The organism is Nonomuraea sp. NPDC048826 (assembly GCF_043198225.1).
Taxonomy (GTDB): Bacteria; Actinomycetota; Actinomycetes; order Streptosporangiales; family Streptosporangiaceae; genus Nonomuraea.
In genome coordinates, this window is the sequence record NZ_JBICUQ010000014.1 from 54,294 (window position 1) to 74,322 (window position 20,029).

Here is a 20,029-nt window from a genome sequence, read left to right on the forward strand (position 1 = left end):
TCCAACCTACGCAGTGCGGACGGGCTCCCGCGACCCGGTATCGCGGCCGACGGTGAGGGCGAGCCGGTCCAGGTACAGCAGCTGCGCGGCCACGGCCGCGGTCAGCATGAGCGCGAGGACGACCAGCGGGGTGGCGATCCCCGCGTCGACGGCGCCGCCGGAGAACCGGCCCGCGGCCATGAACTGGGCGAGCGGCGCGGTGGCCAGGTCGGGCTGCTGGGTGACCAGGAGGGGCCAGAGCAGGTCCTGGGCGTTCACGAGCGTGACGGCGACGACCAGGATGCCGGCCATCGGCAGCGACGGCCTGACGACGCCTGAGAGCAGGTCACCGGTGTTCCGTTCGGCCAGGCCCTTGCACAGGAGGGTGAGGACGAGCAGCGCGGGCACGCTGACGAGCAGCGGCGGCACGAGCGCGGCGAGGGTGTCGATGAGGCCGAGGCCGCGCACGGTGTTCCAGTTGGCGATGCTCAGCGGGCCGGGGCCGGCGAACAGCCAGGGGGCGAACGGCAGCAGCAGCCACTCGCTCCGCCGTCCCAGCGGGCGCAGGCCGCCGATGCCGAGCGCGCCGAGGTAGGCGACGCCGACGGAGACGAGGGCGCCGGCGAAGGCGGGCAGCCAGGTGTTGAGGTGCACGTTCGGGCCCGCGACGACCTCGCCGGGCGTGAACAGGCCCGACAGCCACGGCAGGGCGCCCACGAAGGCGACGACGGCGACCACGGCCAGCGCCGCCAGCCCCACGGCCACACCCACCCCGGAGGCCTTCCGGGGAACATCGGTGGAAGCGTACGGGGAGGCGGGTTCCTGGCCGTACGGGGGAGCGGATTTCTGCCCGTACGGGGAAGCGGGGGTGGGCGCCGGGCCGTACGGGTTGCCGGAAGTGGCACCGTACGGGTTGCCGGACGCGGGTCCCGGGCCGTACGAGGTGCCGGGAGTCGATCCGGGGCCGTACGGGGAGACAGCGGGGCCGGGCTCGGTGGAGCGGGCTTGGAAGTACGGGCTCGGTTCCGGATGGCCGGGCCCTTCGGCGGGCGGATCGCCCTTGTCCGGTGCGGCGGGGTGTCCCCCGGCGCCGGGGGTGACGGTGAGGCGCATGCGGGTGGCGACGGCCAGGATCGTGGCGGCGACGCCGAGCACGCCGAGGATCACGCCCGTCACGGTGGCGAGCGTGGCTCCCATGCCCAGCCGGGCCACCCGCCAGGTGAAGGTGTACTGCAGGAGGGCGAGCGTCTGGGTGGAGTCCATCGGCCCGCCGCCGGTGAGCACGAGCCCGAGCGTGAACAGCTGCAGCCCGGCCGCCACGGTCGCGAGGGCGACGATCCCCGCGACCGCGAGCATGGCCGGGGTGACGGTGCCGCCGCGCAGGGCGGGCAGGAACGCCATGACGGCCAGCGCGCAGACCACACCGAACGTGGCGGTGGCGACGACGAGCCGGAGCGTTCCCGGCGCCGTCGCCGGGTCGCCCAGCGAGCGTGCCATGGCCGCGAGCCCGTCGGCGTCCTGCCGGAGGCCGCGCAGCCAGGAGACGGCCACCGCGGTCGGCGAGAAGGCCACGGGGAAGAGCGAGAGCAGGATCCGCCCGGCCCGCCTGACCCAGGTGCCGCCCCGGTCGAGGGCGAGGGCCAGCAGCGGCGCGACCACGAGGGCCACCAGCAGCGGCATGAGCGTCACCGACAGGGTGAAGCCGAGCGCGGGCCAGAACGTGTCGTCGGTGAACAGGCGGCCGTAGTTGTCCAGCCCGGCGGACTCGCTCGGTCCGACGAGCCCGCCCGACCGCAGACTGAAGCCGATCGTCAGGACCGTGGGCAGGAGCAGCGTGATCAGCATGCCGAGCACGGCCGGCATGAGGAGCAGCCAGCCCAGTGCCGGGGCCGCGGAGTCAGAGGTGCGGGAGGTCACGACGCCCGACCCTACGCCGACTCCGAGCCGCCGTGCCACGCTCATGGCCATGCGAGCCAGGCGCGGTGAACCCGCCATCGGGAATCGGTGAGGCCGCCGCGCACGGCTCCCAGGACGCCTCTGACGGCGTGACGGGTGGCCGCCGACCTCGGGCAGGGGACGACGGCCCGCCCCAGCCCAGCGGCGCGCTCAGCGCCCGGGGTCAGGCGTCGAGCTTCTCCATGATCTCGTCGGAGACGTCGAAGTTGGCGTAGACGTTCTGCACGTCGTCGCTGTCTTCGAGGGCGTCGATGAGCCGGAACACCTTCTTGGCGGCCTCCTCGTCGAGGGGCACGCTGATCGTCGGCAGGAAGCTGGACTCGGCCGAGTCGTAGTCGATGCCGGCGGACTGCAGGGCCTGGCGCACCGGCACCAGGTCGCCCGCCTCGCACACCACCTCGAACGAGTCGCCCAGGTCGTTGACCTCCTCGGCGCCCGCCTCCAGGACGGCCATGAGCACGGTGTCCTCGTCGAGGCCGTCGGTGCGCGGCACGATCACGACGCCCTTGCGGTTGAACATGTAGGACACCGAGTTGGGGTCGGCCAGCGAGCCGCCGTTGCGGGTGAGCGCGACCCGGACCTCGGAGGCGGCGCGGTTGCGGTTGTCGGTGAGGCACTCGATGAGCACCGCGACGCCGCCGGGGGCGTAGCCCTCGTACATGATGGTCTGCCAGTCGGCGCCGCCGGCCTCCAGGCCGCCGCCGCGCTTGCGGGCCCGCTCGATGTTGTCGTTGGGGACCGAGTTCTTCTTCGCCTTGAAGATCGCGTCGAACAGGGTGGGGTTGGCATCCGGGTCAGGCCCGCCCGTCCTGGCCGCCACCTCGATGTTCTTGATGAGCTTCGCGAACAGCTTGCCGCGCTTGGCGTCGAGTGCGGCCTTCTTGTGCTTCGTCGTCGCCCATTTGGAGTGGCCGGACATCGCCTAGAGCTCCCTCACCATGTCTACGAAGTATCGGTGCACGCGCGCGTCTCCCGTCAGCTCGGGATGGAAGGACGTCGCGAGCAGCGGCCCCTGTCGAACCGCGACGATCCTATCTCCAGGCTCGGCCCTTCCCAGCACGTCGACTCCCGGCCCGACCGATTCGACCCAGGGAGCGCGGATGAAGACGGCGTGCACGGGAGCGCCGGCGAAGTCGAGATCGGCCTCGAAGGAGTCCACCTGACGGCCGAAGGCGTTGCGCCTGACCACCATGTCGATGCCGCCGATCGTCTGCTGGCCGGCGATGCCGTCCTCGATGCGGTCGGCCAGCATGATCATGCCTGCGCACGAGCCGTAGGCGGGCATGCCTTCCTTGATCCGCAGCCGCAGCGGTTCGAGCAGCTCGAAGGTGTCGGCGAGCTTCCAGATGGTGGTCGACTCGCCGCCGGGGACGACCAGCGCGTCGACGGCGTCGAGCTCGGCCGGCCGGCGTACCGGGCGGGCCGTGGCGCCCGCCTCCTGGAGCATGCGCACATGCTCACGCACGTCGCCTTGCAGAGCGAGCACCCCGATTTCGGGCACGGTCGTCCTTCCGTCAGCTTCCGGGTGTCATCTGTTCAACACCTCGCGTACGTGACATCTTCCTACAGGGCCAGCTCCGCGTAGAGCGGCCGGTGGTCGGAGAGCGTGACGGGATGGTCGACGTGGCAGCGCCGGACGCTGCCGGGCGGCGCGAACACGTAGTCGAGCTTCTTGCGGCCCGTGCTGCCGTCGTGCGTCCACCGGCCGGCCCTGGAGGCGCCGCGCTGGTCGCACTCCCGGTGGTCGCGGTAGGCGGCGGCCGCCGCCCGCCGGCCCGCGGCGCCGCCGACGCGGCCGTCGGGCGGGGCGACGTTCAGGTCGCCGCCGAAGACGGCCCGGTGGCCGGGCCGGGCCGCCACGTCCAGCAGCCGCCTGATCTGCCGGGTGCGGTAGGGGGCGCCCGGCTGCCGGTCGTCGTAGGCGGCGCCCGACGACAGGTGGGTGTTGCAGGCGTGCACGCGGATGGCGCCGATGGTCGCGCAGAGGACGGCGCGGCGGACGTACCAGGGCGGGAACGGCAGCGGGTGGGTCCGGAAGACGGCCCGGTGGTCGGCGACCGCGACGGCGATGCTCTGCGCGCCGCGCGGCCGGCCGAGGCGGTCGGGGTGGCACAGGTACGGTGCGCCGCCGGCGTCCTGAAGGCTCCAGGAGCCGACGGTCCAGGGGCGGCCGGTGCGGATCTCCAGGGTGCGTTCCAGGGTGGCGGTGGCGCCGGAGCAGAACTCCTGCAGGAAAATCACGTCGGGCCGGACGGGGCCGCCGATCGCGTGGCCGCTGATGTTCCAGGCCAGCTCCAGCGCTCCGGCCCGGTAGAGGGCGCACAGGGAGTTGGTGCCCGCGCAGACGTTCCAGGTGAGCACCGACAGGCGGGTGCGGGCGTGCCCGGCGCCGGCCGGGACGACGGCCGCGACGGTCAGCGCCATGACGAGGATCACCCGTGCCATCACGGACGCATCCAATCAGATCCGGACATCCTCGTACGGCGGGTTCTCCGGGCCGGCGGTCCCCGTCACGGGCGCTCGGTCTCCCAGCGGACGGTGTCCTCGATCGTCGTCCGGCCGCTGACGCGGGCCGTGGGGTCGAGCGGGCGCAGGTAGGTCCGCTGCACGCCGGGCACCCGGTCCTCGATCACGAAGGTGGCCCTGGTGTGCGCCCGCGCGCCGGGTTCGCGCACGGTCGGCACGACCTTGAAGTCGGCGGTGAGCCGGTCGCGTTCGACGCGGGTGAGGACGTAGCCGCGCTGGTTGTTGTAGAACCGCAGGTGCGGGTTGTTCCACAGGAACGGGTGCGTGGCCGGGTCGGAGTCGGCCCCGTCGCCGCCGCTGGTGATGGAGGTGGTCACCAGTTCCGAGCCGACCGTCGGCCCGGTCGGGTCGTCGTAGTCGAGTTTGAGGTCCGAGGCCCAGTGGGCGTGCACGTCGCCGGTGAGCACCACCGGGTTGCGCACCCCGGCGTCGATCCAGCCCTGCGTGATGCGCTGCCTGGAGGCGGCGTAGCCGTCCCAGGCGTCCTGGCTGATGATCTTGGCGGGGCCCTCGTCTCTGTCGCGCTGGGCGAAGAACACCTGCTGGCCGAGGACGTCCCAGCGGGCGCGCGACCGGTGGAAGCCGTCGAGCAGCCATTCCTCCTGTCTGGCCCCGGTGATGGACCTGGCCGGGTCGACCGCCTCGGGGCAGTCCCGGTAGCCGTCTCCGCAGCTCTGGTCGTCGCGGTACTGGCGGGTGTCGAGCAGGTGGAAGGTGGCCATCCGGCCCCACCGCACCCGGCGGAAGAGCTGCATGCCGATGCCGCGCGGGACGGAGCCGCGGCGCAGCGGCATGTTCTCGTAGTAGGCGCGGAAGGCCGCCTCGCGCCTGGTCAGGAAGTCCGGCTGGGGCCGGTCGGGCCGCTCGGGCACCTCGCCGGCCCAGTTGTTGTCCACCTCGTGGTCGTCCCAGACGACCAGCCAGGGGGCCGCGGCGTGCGCCGCCTGCAGGTCGGGGTCGGCCTTGTACTGGGCGTGCCGCTGCCGGTAGCCGGCCAGGGTCTCGGTCTCGGGGCCCTCGTGGTCGCGGACGTTGCCGCCGAGGGCCATGTAGCTGTCGGGGGCGTACTCGTACTGGTAGTCGCCGAGGTGCAGGACGAGGTCGGGCTGCTCCTCGGCGAGCCTGCGGTAGGCGGTGAAGTAGCCGTGCTCGTACTGGCTGCAGGAGACGAAGGCCATCGCCAGCGGCCCGCCGAACGAGTCGCGGCGCGGCGCGGTGCGGGCGCGGCCGACCGGCGAGAGGTACGGGCCGAGCCGGAAGCGGTACCAGTAGTCGCGGCCTGGGCGGAGGCCGTTGAGCTCGACGTGCACGCTGTGACCCCACTCCGGCGCGGCGACGGCGACGCCCGAGCGGACCGGGCGCCGGCCGCGCTCGTCGGCGTACACCTGCCAGCGCACTTCGAACGGGCGTGGCGGCATGCCCCCCAGGCCGTCCTCGGCCAGCGGCTCCTGGGCGAGCCTGGTCCACAGCACGAAGCCGTCGGCGTCGGGGTCGCCGCACGCCACACCGAGGGTGAAGGGATCGGTGCGCAGGCCTCGGGCCGCGCGGTCGCGTCCGGGATCGGGGCCGGCGTGGGCGGCGGCGGGGAAGGTTACGGCCGCGCCCGCCGCCAGACCGGTGACGAGGAAGTGCCGACGGTTGAGCTCGGGCATGTGACGCTCCTGAGTGGATCACGGTCAGGGGACGCACGCGTGCTGACTCGTGAGCGTGACTCGGAAATGAACGCCAGTAAACGCGAAAGGGCGACATCCTTCGCGGATGTCGCCGTTTCTCGAAAAATCCTTACCCCGCCCCGGGCGCCCCGCCGGACGAGATCGTCTCATCCGGCGGCCCGGAAGCGGAGCGCGACGCGCCGATCACCAGCCGCGTTCGGCCAGGCGGTGCGGCTGCGGGATCTCGTCGACGTTGATGCCGACCATGGCCTCGCCCAGACCGCGCGAGACCTTGGCGATGACGTCGGGGTCGTCGTGGAACGTGGTGGCCTTGACGATGGCGGCGGCGCGCTTGGCCGGGTCGCCCGACTTGAAGATGCCCGAGCCGACGAACACGCCCTCGGCGCCGAGCTGCATCATCATCGCGGCGTCGGCCGGGGTGGCGATGCCGCCCGCGGTGAACAGCACCACCGGCAGCTTGCCGCTGCGGGCCACCTCGGCGACCAGCTCGTACGGGGCCTGCAGCTCCTTGGCGGCCACGTACAGCTCGTCCTCGGGCAGCGAGGACAGGCGCTTGAGCTCGCCCCGAATGGTGCGCATGTGGGTGACGGCGTTGGAGACGTCGCCGGTGCCGGCCTCACCCTTGGAGCGGATCATCGCCGCGCCCTCGGTGATGCGGCGCAGGGCCTCGCCCAGGTTGGTGGCGCCGCACACGAACGGCACGGTGAACTGCCACTTGTCGATGTGGTTGGCGTAGTCGGCCGGGGTGAGCACCTCGGACTCGTCGATGTAGTCGACGCCGAGCGACTGCAGCAGCTGGGCCTCGACGAAGTGGCCGATGCGGGCCTTGGCCATCACCGGGATCGAGACGGCGCTGACGATGCCGTCGATCATGTCAGGGTCGCTCATCCTGGAGACGCCGCCCTGCGCGCGGATGTCGGCGGGCACGCGCTCCAGGGCCATGACGGCGACCGCGCCTGCGTCCTCGGCTATCTTCGCCTGCTCGGGGGTGACGACGTCCATGATGACGCCACCCTTGAGCATCTCCGCCATACCGCGCTTGACGCGGGCGGTGCCGGTGACGGTGCCGGTGACGGTGCCGGGGGTCGACGGGGTTTCGGGCGTGCTGGTGGACAACGGTCTTCCTCACGAGCTAGGAGGGAACGGTAAGTTTTCACACCCATCGTAGGTCCTGAGGTACTTGTCCCCCGCATGCCACCATGTCAGGAATGGCGCGGAGTTTTGTACGTCAAGGCGTCACGGGCTTGCGGCTGGCGAGCGCCACCCACACCTGACCGGGCGCGAAGTTCAACGGCTCGCCGCTCTGTGTGGTGAACGTCGTGCCACCCTCTTCGGATTCCCGCTCCCACCTGGCCTTGTACGCCTTGCCGTCGCGCAGCACGATGGCCGAGCCCTTGCCGACGGTGCGCACCAGCGGGGTGTAGCTCTGGTTCTTGTCATGGAACTGGGAGCGTTCGGTCTTGGTGTACTGGACGACGACCGTGGAGGCGCCGAGCTGGCCGCCCTCCGCCGCCATGTCCTTCTTGCCGTCCTGCCAGATCAGCCACTGCTTCTTCGCCTCCGACCAGCGGAAGGTGAAGCGGGCGGCGGGCCACTTGACGGTGTACGACGTACGGTCGACGCCGCCTTCGGCGGGCGGGTCGCCGAAGGTGAAGCCGATGTCGGAGGCCTTGCTCGCCTTGGGCGCGCCCGACAGCAGCTTCCTGGTGTTGGCGAACAGGTTGTAGGGAGCGTAGCGGCCGGGCTCGCGGTAGTAGGCGCCGGGCACCCGGCTGTCGGAGACGTCGAAGAGCGACGCCTCGGCGATGAACGGCAGCATCTTGGTCTGCGCGCCCGAGTAGGCGAACGCCGGCTTGCCGAACATGGGCGCCAGGTGCAGGTCGCTGATGCGGGCGCTGCGGACCGGCCCGATCTTGGCCGGGATCTTCGAGGAGAAGACCGCGATGAGCCGGGTCAGGCCCGCCTCGACCTGGGTCACGTACACGATGTCGGCGCTCTTGAGACCCAGCTGCGGCTTGCCCGCCGCGGTGTTCTCGATCTTGACCGCGAGGACCGGCCGGAGCCGGTTGGCGGGCTTACCGGTGAAGGGGTGCAGGTTCTCCGGCGTCGGCTCCTCGGTGGGCGCGGCGGCCGAGTCGGTGGACTGCGGGGCGGTGCCGGCCGCGGGCTCGTCCGACGAGCAGGCCGTGACGGGTAGCAGAACAGCCATCCCGGCCAGCGTGACGGTGATCATCCGGGTTAGCCGCACCTGTACACTCCTCCGCTTTTGCCCAGAACGGATGGAAGCTTACCGGTCTCCCCTAAAACGGGTCATTCAGTTGCCATGGCCGCCGGTGGATTGTCATCGATCTCGAAGAATTCCGGATACTCCGTATGGCCCGCCAGGCGGAGCGTACGGGCCAGCCACCGGCGCTGCGCCACCCGGGTGACGCCGACCGCGTTGTTGTAGAAGCGGCGCGAGTAGACCACCTTGGCCACCGCGGCGTCCAGCTCCTCCAGCAGGTCCTGGCCGCCGGGCGACTCGGCCAGCTTCTCCCTGAACCGCTCCTGGTCCACCACCGCGCGCAGGGCGCCCGACAGGTCGCTCTCGGCGTGCTCGCGCTCCTCGGGCCCGGCCATCCTGGCCTCGTGCGCGGCGGCGGCCAGCACCAGCGAGGTGGCCGGGTCGAGCAGCCGCGAGCCGGCCAGCTCCAGCACCACGGCCCGCCGCCGCACCAGCGCCGCCTCCAGCGCCTCGCGGGCCAGCTCCAGCCGGATGTGCAGCCGGTCCAGCCGGCCCGCCCGCCAGGAGACGTAGACGGCCATGAGCACCACGACGATGCCCACGATCAGCACGATCATCGTGGATGTCACAGATCTTCCTCCACGCCCGCGCCGGCGGCCGTCACCGTCTCGTAGACGCGCACCACGTCACGCGCCACCGTCGACCAGTCGTACTTCATGACCGCCACCCGGGCCTCCTCGGCGAGCTTGGCCCGCCGCTCCGGCGCGTCGAGCAGCGCGCCCGCCTCGCGCGCCAGCGAGGCCGGGTCGCCGTTGGCGAACAACGCGCCCGCCTGCCCCTCGCCGAGCACCTTGCGGAAGGCCGGGATGTCGCTGGCCAGCACCGTCGCCCCGGAGGCCATGGCCTCGGCGAGGACGATGCCGAAGCTCTCGCCGCGGGTGTTGGGGGCGCAGAACACGTCGACCGAGTGGTAGGCGCGGATCTTGTCGGCCTCGCTCACCATGCCGAGCACGGTCACCCGGTCGCGGAACTCCTTGCGCACCCGGTCGTAGACGTCACCGGCGTCACCCGGGCCGGCGATCAGCAGCTTGACGTCCGGCCGCTCGGCCGCCAGCAGGTCGAAGGCGTCGAGCAGGATCGGCAGGCCCTTGCGCTCCTCGTCCATCCGGCCCAGGAAGCCGATCGTGGCGCCGTCGGGGCCCCAGCCGTCGAGCGGCTCGGCGTCGGTGTAGCGGCTGACGGTCACCCCGTTGGGGATGAGCACGGTGTCGCCGCCGAACTGCTCGACCAGGCTCTTGCGGGCGGCGTCGGAGACGGCGATGCGGCCGCTGAGCTTCTCCAGCGCGCTCTGCAGCAGCGGCTCGGCCATCGCGATCGCCCGGGAGCGGGTGAAGGAGGCGTGGAAGGTGGCCACGATCGGGCCCCTGGCCGCCCAGCAGGCCAGCACGCCCAGGCTGGGAATCAGCGGCTCGTGGATGTGGAGCACGTCGAAGCGGCCGTTGCGCACCCAGCGGCGCACCCGGGCGGCCGACAGGAAGCCGAACGACATCCGGGCCACCGACCCGTTGTAGGGCACCGGCACCGCCCGGCCGGCGCCTGTCACGTACGGGGGAAGCTCGTCGTCGTCGCCGGCCGGCGCGATGACGGAGACCTCGTGGCCCTGCCCGATGAGCGCCTGGGCCAGGTCGTCGACGTGCTGCTTGACCCCGCCGGGCACGTCCCACGCGTAGGGGCAGACGATGCCGATCCTCATCGCCGGGGGTCTTCCAGCCACAGGCGCTGCAGCATGTGCCAGTCTTCGGGGTGCTCGGCGATGCCCTTCTCGAACACGTCGGCCAGGCGCTGCGCCACGATCGCCACCTTCTCCTGACGGGAGCCCTCCTCGGGCACCGGGATCTCCTCGTGGATGTGGATGCCCCAGTCGGCGCCGTCGAAGTAGACGACGGCGGGCAGCAGCGCGGCGCCGGTCTGGACGGCCAGCAGCGGCGGACCGGCGGGCACCTTGGTGGTCGCGCCGAAGAACCGCACCTCGATCCCGTTCTTGGTGAGGTCGCGCTCGGCCGGCAGGCACACCACGCCGCCCTTGCGCACGCGGGTGGCGAGCGTGCCGAAGTTGTGGCCGTCGCCGCCGGTCAGCGGCAGCACCTCCATGCCGAGCCCTTCGCGGAAGCGCACGTAGCGGCGGAAGAGCGACTCGGGACGCAGCCGCTCGGCCACGGTGGTGAACGGGTGGCCGACGCCGACCAGCCAGGCCCCGGCGGCGTCCCAGTTGCCCATGTGGGGCAGCGCCAGCACCACGCCCCGGCCCGCGGCGACGTTGCCGTGGATGTGCTCGGCGCCGATCACGTGGGTGCGCCGGACGATCTCCGCGCGGTCGATGGACGGCAGCCGGAAGATCTCGTGGAAGTAGCGGAAGTAGGAGCGCATGCCGGCCCTGGTGAGCTCGCCCAGTTCGCCGCTGCCGGGCGGCAGCCCGGTCACCCTGGCGAGGTTGGACTCCAGGCGGCGCACCGACGGGCCGCGCCGCCGCCACACCCGGTCGGCCAGGAAGCCGAACACCGCGGCCGTCGGCCGTTCGGGAAGGTAGGGGACCAGCGTCCACCCCGCCGCGAACCCCGCGGCGACGACGCGATCGGTGACTGACGGCTTGCCGCTCATCGCTCCCTCGTCTGCCGATAGACATGGACCACACGCTGTACAACGGTGACGGCGCCGGCCGCCGCGAGCAACCACATGCCGGCCGCCAGGAGATAGGGCACGCCGAGACCGGAGAAGCAGGCGGCGACCAGGACGACCACCAGCCGTTCCGGCCGTTCGGCCAGCCCCACGTCGCAGGTGAGCCCGAGCCCCTCGGCCCGCGCCTTCGCGTAGGACACCAGCATGCCCGCCACCAGGGCGAACAGCGTCACCCCTGCCAGCAGGGCGTCACCCTGGGCGATGAAGTAGAGGATCAGCCCGGAGAAGATCGCCGCGTCGGCGACCCGGTCGAGCGTGGAGTCGAGGAACGCCCCCCACGTGCTGCCCCCTCCCCCGCCGAGCCGCGCCACCACGCCGTCGAGCAGGTCGAACAGCACGAACACGGTGATCACCAGGGCGCCGACCGTGAGCAGGCCCCTGGGGAAGAAGAGCAGGGCGGAGACCACCGTGCCGAGAGTGCCGATCGCCGTGACGGCGTCCGGGCCGATCCCGCGGCGGACCAGGGCCCTGCCCAGCGGGGTGAGTATCCGGGTCATGGCCGGGCGCAGGAGTTTCAGCATCGCGCTGTCGATCGTAGGCCATCGCGGCGCCGGTGACTTTCTTTGCCCCGGCCCCCTTGTGATATCCGCCACATGGGTATTTGGTGAACACACCGCGTCCATGCGGTTTTCTCACTCCCCGCGCGGGCGCGGCGTTGGCACGCACACCGACGACGCGGGAGGCGATGTGGCGGACAAGAACGCGGGCGGGGCCATGGGAGCCGCGGGCAGGGCACCAGCGGCCGACAAGGCGGATGCGATACGCAATGTCGTCCTGGTCGGCCATTCGGGAGCGGGCAAGACGACCCTGGTCGAACAGCTGCTGGCGGCCACCGGCACGATCCAGCGGGCCGGCCGGGTCGAAGACGGCAACACGGTCAGCGACTTCGACGAGGTCGAGGTACGCCAGCAGCGGTCGGTCAACCTGTCACCGGCGCCCCTGGTCTTCAACGGCATCAAGATCAATCTTCTCGACACCCCCGGCTACGCCGACTTCGTGGGCGACCTGCGCGCCGGGTTGCGCGCCGCCGACGCGGCGCTGTTCGTGGTCTCGGCCACCGACGGGATCGACGGGCTCACCCAGATGCTGTGGGAGGAGTGCGCCCAGGTCCGCATGCCGAGGGCGGTGGTCATCACCAAGCTCGACCACCAGCGGGCGAACTTCGACGAGGTGCTCGCCACCTGCCAGGACGTCTTCGGCGACGGCGTGGCCCCCCTCTACCTGCCGGTCATCACGAACGGGAACGTGAACGGCCTGATCGGGCTGCTGACGCAGAAGTTCTACAACTACGCGGGCGGCACCCGTACGGAGAAGGAGCCGGGCGCCGAGTACGAGGCGCGCATCGAGGAGCACCGCGGCGTGCTGATCGAGGGCATCATCCAGGAGAGCGAGGACGAGTCGCTCATGGAGCGCTACCTCGAGGGCGAGCCCATCGACATCAAGGTGCTCATCCAGGACCTGGAGAAGGCGGTCTGCGAGGGCGACTTCCACCCGGTGCTCTGCACCGGGCTCGGCGTCGGCGCGATCGAGCTGCTGGAGCTCGTCACCCAAGGCTTCCCCGCACCCCACGAGCACCCGATGCCGGAGATCACCACGCTCGACGGCAAGCCCGTGACCGGCATCGCCTGCGACCCCGACGGCCCCCTCGTCGCCGAGGTCGTCAAGACCACCAGCGACCCGTACGTGGGCCGCATCAGCCTGGTGCGCGTCTTCTCCGGCACCCTGCGGCCCGACATGACCGTGCACGTCTCCGGTCACGGCCTGGCCGAGCGCGGTCACGAGGACCACGACGTCGACGAGCGCATCGGCGCCCTGAGCTGCCCGCTCGGCAAGCAGCAGCGCCAGATCCCCAAGGGCGTCGCGGGCGACATCGTGGCGGTGGCCAAGCTGTCACGGGCCGAGACCGGCGACACGCTCTCTGACGTCGAGCGGCCGCTGCTGATGACGTCCTGGACCATGCCGGAGCCGCTGCTGCCGGTGGCCATCCGCGCCAAGTCCAAGGCCGACGAGGACAAGCTCGGGCAGGCCCTGGGCCGCCTGGTGGCCGAGGACCCGACGCTGCGCCTGGAGAACAACGCCGAGACCCGCCAGCTGGTGCTGTGGTGCATGGGCGAGGCGCACACCGACGTGCTGCTCGACCGGCTGGGCAAGCGGCACGGCGTCGAGGTGGAGCGGGTCGACCTGCGGGTGCCGCTGCGCGAGACGTTCGGCGGGCGCACGCAGGCGATGGGCCGCAACGTCAAGCAGACCGGCGGCCACGGCCAGTACGCCATCTGCCATCTGGAGGTGGAGCCGCTGCCGTCGGGCGGCGGGTTCGAGTTCGTCGACAAGATCGTCGGCGGCGTGGTGCCGCGCCAGTTCATCCCTTCGGTCGAGAAGGGCGTGCGGGCGCAGATGGAGCGCGGGGTCCGCGCCGGCTACCCGGTGGTGGACGTGCGGGTCACGCTGTACGACGGCAAGGCCCACTCGGTCGACTCCTCCGACATGGCGTTCCAGATCGCCGGCCAGCTGGCGCTGAAGGAGGCCGCGTCGAAGGTGCCGACGCTGCTGCTCGAACCGGTCGACGAGCTGTCGGTGCTGGTCGCCGACGAGCACGTGGGCGCGGTGATGTCCGACCTGTCGTCGCGGCGCGGGCGGGTGCTCGGCACCGAGCCGGTGGGCCGGGGCCGCACGCTGGTCAAGGCGGAGGTGCCGCAGCTGGAGGTCACCCGGTACGCGATCGACCTGCGGTCCATGTCCCACGGCACCGGCTCCTTCCAGCGCTCGTTCCTGCGCTACGAGCCGCTGCCGCCGCACCTGGCCGACAAGGTGGCCGCCGAGTCGGGCTGATGTCCGGGCGCCGGGAGGGACCGTCCCTCCCGGCCCACCGGTCACAGTGATGTCACGAGTCGATTTCTTTTTTCGGTGCGAAGCATGCCGGCGCCGATGCCAGACTGGTTGGCACTATGCGAACCGGACGCCCCCTCCTCGCCACGACCGTCATCGCCGCCGCAGCCGTCGCCGCCGCCTACACCTTCGGGCCGGGCGCCGAGGCCGGCCGGCGCAAGGCGGAACCGGCCAAGAAGAAGACGACCGAGAGCGCGGCGGTGACCGCGGAGTGCACCCCCGACCCCCGTCACCCGAAGCGGCAGCTGCGCGGGGTGTGGATCGCCACGGTCAACAACATCGACTGGCCCTCGCGCACGGGGCTGTCGGCCGACCGGCAGCGCGCCGAGTACGCCAAGCTGCTCGACGCCGCGGCCAAGCGCAACTTCAACGCGGTCTTCGTCCAGGTCAGGCCGGCGTCCGACGCCCTCTACAAGTCGTCGATCGAGCCGTGGTCGCAGTTCCTCACCGGCACCCCGGGGCAGGACCCCGGCTGGGACCCGCTGCCGTTCCTCGTCGAGGAGGCGCACAAGCGGGGGCTGGAGTTCCACGCCTGGTTCAACCCGTACCGCGCCGCCTACGACGCGAACGTCGCCAAGCTGCCCGCCGGCCACCCGGCCCGCCGCAACCCCGGCTGGACCGTGAAGTACGGCGACCGCCTCTACTACAACCCGGGCCTGCCGCAGGTGCGCGCGCACGTGGTCAAGGTGGTCACCGACGTGGTCCAGCGCTACGACGTCGACGGCGTCCACTTCGACGACTACTTCTACCCCTACCCCGGGCCCGGCGGCACGTTCGACGACCGCGCCGCCTTCAAGAAGCACGGCAAGGGCATGAAGCTGGCCGACTGGCGGCGGCAGAACGTCGACAAGCTCGTGGCCGAGGTCGACGAGGCCGTCCACGCCGCCAAGGGGCACGTCAAGTTCGGCATCAGCCCGTTCGGCATCTGGCGCAACAAGGCGCAGGACCCGTCCGGTTCCGACACCTCCGGCATGTCCGCGTACGACTCGATCTACGCCGACGCCAAGGCGTGGATCAAGGACGGCACGGTCGACTACGTGATGCCGCAGCTCTACTGGTCGCGCTCGCACAAGCTGGCCGCCTACGGCAAGCTCGCGCCGTGGTGGGCCGACGCGGTCAAGGACAGCGACGTCCACCTCTACATCGGCCAGGCCCTCTACCGGGTCGGCGCGAGAGACGAGGCCGCCTGGACGAAACCGGGCGAGCTGCCCGCCCACCTCACGCTCAACCGCAAGCACGACGCGATCCGCGGCGACGTGTACTTCAGCGCCAAGCAGCTGCTCACCAACCCGCTGGGGGCCATCGACCGGGTGGCCAAGGCCCACTACGCCCGCCCGGCGCTGCTGCCGCTGATGAAGTCGCGCGGCGGCGACGCCCCGGCCAAGCCGTCGGGCGTCAAGGCGGCCGGCACGGCGGTGTCGTGGCAGCCCGTGCGGGGGGCGCGCGCGTACGCGGTCTACCGGGTGCCCAAGTCGGGCGACGACTGCCACACGAGCGACGCCCGCAACCTCGTCGCCGTGGTCTCCGGCCCGTCCTTCACCGCGAAGACGGCCGGCACCTACCTGGTGACCGCCCTCGACCGCCTCCACAACGAAAGCGGCCCGGCCCGGGTCAAGGTCGAAGCCGTCTGACCCAAGCGCCGCCCCGTTTTCCCAGGTGGACACCGGAACGGCCGCCCGCGGGCGGGCCCCGGGGGCCGGTCCCGCGGTTGTACGCCGAGGAGCGGCGACCTGCCTCGTGCGGGATCCCGGGGGTCAGGGGCGCCAGGCGTCGGCGAGGAGGCGGCGGGTGTCGCGGAGCATCTGAGGGAGCACCTTGGTGCGAGCCACCACGGGCATGAAGTTGGTGTCGCCGCCCCACCGGGGCACCACGTGCTGGTGGAGGTGGGCGGCGATGCCGGCGCCGGCGACGAGGCCGAGGTTCATGCCGACGTTGAAGCCCTGGGCGCCGCTGACCTCGCGCAGCGCGCGCAGCGCCCGCTGGGTGAACTCCCCCAGCTCGACGATCTCGGCGGCGGTCAGCTCGTCGTAGCCGGAGACGTGCCGGTAGGGCACGACCATCAGGTGGCCGGAGTTGTAGGGGTAGAGGTTCAGCACCGCGTACACCACCTCGCCTCTGGCGACGACCAGACCGTCTTCGTCGCTCATGGCGGGTATGGCGTCGAACGGGCACCCGTCGGGGTCAGTGCCGACCGGTTTGTTCTCGCCCTTGATGTAGGCCATGCGGTGCGGGGTCCACAGCCGCTCGAAGTTGTCGGGCTCCCCTGCTCCTGCCTGATCGTGCATACGTAGCAGCATAGGGCCCCCGTCGGCCGGACAAACGAGGTGCTCATCCGGCACAATCCAGACACGCGAAGGAGGCAGCCATGACCGACGCCACAGCCGAGCAGACCGCCCCGACCGAGCAATCACCCGTGATCCCCGCCGGACCCGGCGCCGCGAGCGGCATCGGGCTCGCCGTGGGACCGGACGGCTCTTCGTCCCACTCCGCCGTGGTGAAGGGCCGGATCAAGGTGGCGGACGAGGTCGTGGAGAAGGTGGCGGCGCTGGCCGCGCTGGAGGTGGCGGGGGTCGCCGACATGGGCGGCGACCTGGAGCGGGCCTTCGAGGCGGTACGCGACCGCATCGGCATCGGCTCCCGGCGCGGCACCCAGGGCGTCGAGGCGCACATCCAGGACCGCCAGGTGGCCGTCGACCTGACGATCGTGGTCGAGTACGGGCACGTGGTGATGGAGGTGGCCGCGGAGGTCAAGTCCAACGTGGCCAGGAGCGTGAGCCGGATGCTGGGCATGCGGGTGATGGAGGTGAACGTGACGGTCGATGACGTCCGCCTTCCCGGTGAGGGCCGCCCCGCCCCCGAACCGGCCGCCGAAGAGCCGTTCTGACCCGTTCTGACCTCTCACCACCCCGGGCCCTGCCCTGCCCCGTCTCAGCGCAGCCGGTCGGCGAGTGCGGTGACGGCGCCGATCAGCTCGGGGCCGGACAGGAACACCGGGTCGTTGTGGCCCGCCCCGGGAACCTCGACGACCGTGACGGGGCCGGCGGCGGCCGCCGCGACCGCGCGGCTCTGGCCGGCCGGAATGATCGTGTCGGCGCTCCCGTACACCACGACGGTCGGGACCCGGACCGCCGCGACCCGCTCCGCGACCGGGAAGCGGTCGCGGAGCAGCGCACGTACGGGGAGGAAGGGGTAGTTGACCTGGCCCGCGGCGGCGAGGTCGGTGAACGGCGAGCGGAGCACCAGCCCGTCCGGCGGTCGCTCGGCGGCGAGCCCGGTCACCACGGCGGCGCCGAGGCTCTCCCCGAAGTAGATCACCGGACCGTCGCCGAGGAAGTCGCGGGCCGCCCGCGCGTCGAGCCGGAGCCCGTCCTCGCTGGGGCTGCCGGGGTTGCCGCCGTAGCCCCGGTAGTCCATGAGCAGCACCGGCAGCCCGTGGGCGGCGAGCGCGCGGGCCAGCGGCGCCCGGTGGAGCCGGTTGCCGGCGTTGCCGCCCGCCACCAGCACGCGCACCGGGTGGTCGCCGGGCACGTACCAGGCGCCGAGCCGCAGGCCGTCAGCGGTGGTCAGCGTCACCTCGCGCGCACCCGGCACGACCTCGGCCGCGGGCGGCACCGGGGCGGCGTCGGGCAGGTAGATCAGCCGTCGCTGGAACGCCCAGAGGAGCCCGAGCAGGACCGCCAGCACCGCGAGGACCACGAGGGCGGGGCGCGCGCCGGGCAGGTTCACCGGGCCAGTCCACCACAGATCACGCGGTCCGGGTCATGTGGGAGTCGTAGCCGCCTCCGCCCGGGTAGACCCAGGCGCCGCTGACCGAGTCGCCGTCGGGGGCGAACGTGCCGCGGTAGTAGGCGGGCGAGCCCTTCTCCCCGCCCCAGATGGTGAGCGTGTCGCCCTCGACCTCGTACACGTAGTCGAAGGTCTCACCGTGGCTGCCGTAGAAGCGGGACATGATGTCCGCGCTCGGCTCGCCGCCGAAGGGCCGCGTGCGGCCGATCATCTCCACGCCCGCCACCCGCTGCCCGTCCTGGACGAGGTCGATGTCCTGGACGAGGAAGAAGCCGCCTTCCAGCCAGCGGTAGGTGACGGTGCCCTCGCCGCCGCCGGTCACCCGCCAGGTGCCCACGAGCCGGTCCAGAGCCTCGAGCTGCTTGTCGCCGGTGTTCATGTCAGGGTCCTTTCCTCAGGTCGTCGTCACTTGCACCCGTATGACGGGAGCGGCCCGGGAAAGGAATCGGTGGGAATCAGATTTTCTCCGGCAGGCCGAAGGCGGCCAGCACCTCCGGCCCGAACGTGGTGATCTCGGCGATCAGGCCGTCCTCGATCCGCAGCACGTCGAGGTTGACCGCGGTGAACGCGGTCTCGCCGCCCCGGCGCACGTAGTTGGCGACGGCGGGCAGCCGGTTCGCCGACGTCTCGATCGCGCGCCACTCGCCCCACGCCTCGGGGCCTTCCACGACCGGGCGCCACATGTCGAGGATGGCGGCGCGCCCGGCGTACAGGAGGGTGGCGGGCGGCATGGTCTGGCGGGCGTCCTCGCGGAGCAGCGCGGCGAGCGCGGTCAGGTCGGCCCGCTGGGAGGCCTCCAGGTAGCGGCGGAGCACTTCCCGTTCGGCCGCGCTCGGCTCCGTGACCGGGCCCCAGTCGGCGCGGCGCTCAGGCAGGTGAAGGCGGAGCGTGGCCCGGGCGCGCTGCAGCGCGCTCTTGACGGCCGGCACGCTCAGCTCCAGCGCCGAGGCGGTCTCCTCGGCCGGCCACCCGGCCACGTCGCGCAGGATGAGCACGGCCCGCTGGCGCGGCGGCAGGTGCTGGATGGCGGCCAGATAGGCCAGCTCGATCGTCTCGCGGGCCACCGCCACGGCGTGCGGCTCTGCCTCGCCCGGCGCGGCCAGGTCGAGCACCCGGTCGGGGATCGGCTGCAGCCACGGCACCTCCGCCTGCGCGGAGCGCTCGCCCTGCGCCGCCACCGCGATCTCCCGGCGGGCGGGGCCGGACAGCAGGTCGAGGCAGGCGTTGGTGGCGATGCGGTAGAGCCAGGCGCGCACCGTGGCCCGCCCCTCGAACGTCTCGCGCCGCCGCCACGCGCGCAGCAGCGTCTCCTGCACCATGTCCTCGGCGTCGGTGTACGAGCCGAGCATGCGGTAGCAGTGGACGTGCAGCTCGTGGCGGTGGCGTTCGGCCAGCGCGGCGAACCGCTCCCGGTCACCCGACCGGACCGCCTCGACGATCTCGTCCTCGCCCACCCCGATGCCCCTCCCCCGGTGCCCCTCCCCGGGGCGCTTCGCGAGGGTCATCGTACGGGTCCGGCGTCTAGGGTGAGACCCATGGCCGATCAACTCGAACCCATGCCCACCGACTGGCAGCGGGCCCTCGCCGTGGTGGCCCACCCCGACGACCTGGAGTACGGCTGCGCGGCGGCCGTGGCGACCTGGACCGCGGCCGGCCGCGAGGTCGTCTACCTGATGGCCACCCGCGGCGAGGCGGGCATCGACACGCTCGCCCCCGCCGAGGCGGGGCCGCTGCGCGAGCGGGAGGAGCTGGCCAGCGCCGCCGTCGTGGGGGTGACCACGGTGGAGTTCCTCGACCACGCCGACGGGGTGATCGAGTACGGCACCGCGCTGCGCCGCGACATCGCCGCCGCGATCCGCCGTCACCGCCCCGAGCTGCTGATCACGCTCAACTTCGACGAGACCTGGGGCGGCACGTTCTGGAACACCCCCGACCACAAGGCGGTCGGCCGGGCCGTGATGGACGCCGCAGCCGACGCGGGCAACCGGTGGATCTTCCCCGACGCGGGCGAGCCGTGGCAGGGCGTGCGCTGGGTGGCCGTGGCCGGCAGCGAGTCCCCCACTCACGCCGTCGACGTGACCGACGGGCTGGAGCCGGGCGTGCGCTCCCTGATGGAGCACCGCGCCTACATCGAAGCGCTCACCGGCGACGACCCGGAGAAGTACGCCCGCGAGCTCATCGAGGGGTTCGCCCGCGAGATGGCCCCCCGGTTCGGCGGGCGGCCGGCGATCACCTTCAGGCTCTTCGGCCAAGGCTGAGCGCC

19 protein-coding genes are annotated in these 20,029 nt (G+C 72.1%); 4 read left to right on the plus strand and 15 right to left on the minus strand.

From position 1 onward, the window contains the following. Window positions 1-6 precede the first annotated feature (6 nt). From ACGFI7_RS39200 to pgsA, 11 genes are all read right to left on the minus strand, one after another. Window positions 7-1,896 (minus strand): hypothetical protein, encoded by a 1,890-nt coding sequence (locus ACGFI7_RS39200; RefSeq protein WP_393413996.1) that lies wholly within the window; start codon window positions 1,894-1,896, stop codon window positions 7-9. A 202-nt stretch (window positions 1,897-2,098) separates the two neighbouring features. Continuing rightward, complete coding sequence (locus ACGFI7_RS39205; protein WP_393413999.1) at window positions 2,099-2,854, minus strand: YebC/PmpR family DNA-binding transcriptional regulator; 756 nt, start codon at window positions 2,852-2,854, stop codon at window positions 2,099-2,101. 3 nt (window positions 2,855-2,857) lie between these two features. Further along, on the minus strand, window positions 2,858-3,436 hold the full coding sequence (gene pdxT, locus ACGFI7_RS39210; protein WP_393414002.1) for a pyridoxal 5'-phosphate synthase glutaminase subunit PdxT: 579 nt from the start codon (window positions 3,434-3,436) through the stop codon (window positions 2,858-2,860). 62 nt (window positions 3,437-3,498) lie between these two features. Continuing rightward, a complete protein-coding gene (locus ACGFI7_RS39215; protein WP_393414258.1) occupies window positions 3,499-4,380 on the minus strand; it encodes an endonuclease/exonuclease/phosphatase family protein in 882 nt (293 codons plus the stop codon). Between the two features lie 65 nt (window positions 4,381-4,445). After that, on the minus strand, window positions 4,446-6,113 hold the full coding sequence (locus ACGFI7_RS39220) for an alkaline phosphatase D family protein (protein ID WP_393414005.1): 1,668 nt from the start codon (window positions 6,111-6,113) through the stop codon (window positions 4,446-4,448). 204 nt (window positions 6,114-6,317) lie between these two features. Then, window positions 6,318-7,250, minus strand: coding sequence for a pyridoxal 5'-phosphate synthase lyase subunit PdxS (gene pdxS / locus ACGFI7_RS39225; protein WP_393414008.1), 933 nt, complete (start codon window positions 7,248-7,250; stop codon window positions 6,318-6,320). A gap of 112 nt (window positions 7,251-7,362) precedes the next feature. Then, a complete protein-coding gene (locus ACGFI7_RS39230; protein WP_393414011.1) occupies window positions 7,363-8,382 on the minus strand; it encodes a DUF3048 domain-containing protein in 1,020 nt (339 codons plus the stop codon). A 62-nt stretch (window positions 8,383-8,444) separates the two neighbouring features. Continuing rightward, window positions 8,445-8,975 carry a hypothetical protein gene (locus tag ACGFI7_RS39235; RefSeq protein ID WP_393414261.1) on the minus strand — a complete coding sequence of 177 codons (531 nt, stop codon included), beginning with the start codon at window positions 8,973-8,975 and terminating at the stop codon, window positions 8,445-8,447. 8 nt (window positions 8,976-8,983) lie between these two features. After that, a complete protein-coding gene (locus tag ACGFI7_RS39240) occupies window positions 8,984-10,111 on the minus strand; it encodes a glycosyltransferase family 4 protein (RefSeq protein ID WP_393414014.1) in 1,128 nt (375 codons plus the stop codon). Continuing rightward, window positions 10,108-11,016 (minus strand): phosphatidylinositol mannoside acyltransferase, encoded by a 909-nt coding sequence (locus ACGFI7_RS39245; protein ID WP_393414017.1) that lies wholly within the window; start codon window positions 11,014-11,016, stop codon window positions 10,108-10,110. The genes ACGFI7_RS39240 and ACGFI7_RS39245 overlap by 4 nt, the downstream gene beginning before the upstream one ends. Further along, on the minus strand, window positions 11,013-11,615 hold the full coding sequence (gene pgsA, locus ACGFI7_RS39250; RefSeq protein ID WP_393414020.1) for a phosphatidylinositol phosphate synthase: 603 nt from the start codon (window positions 11,613-11,615) through the stop codon (window positions 11,013-11,015). Before pgsA ends, ACGFI7_RS39245 begins: the two co-directional genes overlap by 4 nt. A 166-nt stretch (window positions 11,616-11,781) precedes the next feature. On the opposite strand from pgsA, the gene ACGFI7_RS39255 reads away from it, so the two are divergent. Both ACGFI7_RS39255 and ACGFI7_RS39260 read left to right on the plus strand, forming a co-directional pair. Continuing rightward, on the plus strand, window positions 11,782-13,923 hold the full coding sequence (locus ACGFI7_RS39255) for an elongation factor G-like protein EF-G2 (protein WP_393414023.1): 2,142 nt from the start codon (window positions 11,782-11,784) through the stop codon (window positions 13,921-13,923). A gap of 116 nt (window positions 13,924-14,039) precedes the next feature. Further along, a complete protein-coding gene (locus ACGFI7_RS39260) occupies window positions 14,040-15,611 on the plus strand; it encodes a family 10 glycosylhydrolase (RefSeq protein WP_393414026.1) in 1,572 nt (523 codons plus the stop codon). A 123-nt stretch (window positions 15,612-15,734) separates the two neighbouring features. On the opposite strand, the gene ACGFI7_RS39265 is transcribed toward ACGFI7_RS39260, so the two are convergent. Continuing rightward, the gene (locus ACGFI7_RS39265; protein ID WP_393414029.1) at window positions 15,735-16,265 is read right to left on the minus strand and encodes an HIT family protein; all 531 of its coding nucleotides are present in this window, start codon (window positions 16,263-16,265) and stop codon (window positions 15,735-15,737) included. Between the two features lie 80 nt (window positions 16,266-16,345). Here ACGFI7_RS39265 and ACGFI7_RS39270 point away from each other — a divergent pair, with 80 nt between their 5' ends. Beyond that, window positions 16,346-16,864, plus strand: coding sequence for an Asp23/Gls24 family envelope stress response protein (locus tag ACGFI7_RS39270; protein ID WP_393414032.1), 519 nt, complete (start codon window positions 16,346-16,348; stop codon window positions 16,862-16,864). Between the two features lie 44 nt (window positions 16,865-16,908). On the opposite strand, the gene ACGFI7_RS39275 is transcribed toward ACGFI7_RS39270, so the two are convergent. The 3 genes from ACGFI7_RS39275 to ACGFI7_RS39285 all read right to left on the minus strand — a co-directional run bounded on the left by ACGFI7_RS39275 (window position 16,909) and on the right by ACGFI7_RS39285 (window position 19,271). Next, window positions 16,909-17,706, minus strand: coding sequence for an alpha/beta hydrolase (locus tag ACGFI7_RS39275; protein WP_393414035.1), 798 nt, complete (start codon window positions 17,704-17,706; stop codon window positions 16,909-16,911). A 19-nt stretch (window positions 17,707-17,725) separates the two neighbouring features. After that, window positions 17,726-18,145, minus strand: a complete 420-nt coding sequence (locus ACGFI7_RS39280) for a hypothetical protein (RefSeq protein WP_393414038.1) — start codon at window positions 18,143-18,145, stop codon at window positions 17,726-17,728. A 76-nt stretch (window positions 18,146-18,221) separates the two neighbouring features. Beyond that, window positions 18,222-19,271 (minus strand): RNA polymerase subunit sigma-70, encoded by a 1,050-nt coding sequence (locus ACGFI7_RS39285; RefSeq protein WP_393414041.1) that lies wholly within the window; start codon window positions 19,269-19,271, stop codon window positions 18,222-18,224. Window positions 19,272-19,301: 30 nt separating this feature from the next. Between ACGFI7_RS39285 and ACGFI7_RS39290 the strand changes: the two genes are divergently transcribed. Continuing rightward, complete coding sequence (locus tag ACGFI7_RS39290) at window positions 19,302-20,024, plus strand: PIG-L deacetylase family protein (protein ID WP_393414044.1); 723 nt, start codon at window positions 19,302-19,304, stop codon at window positions 20,022-20,024. Window positions 20,025-20,029 lie beyond the last annotated feature (5 nt).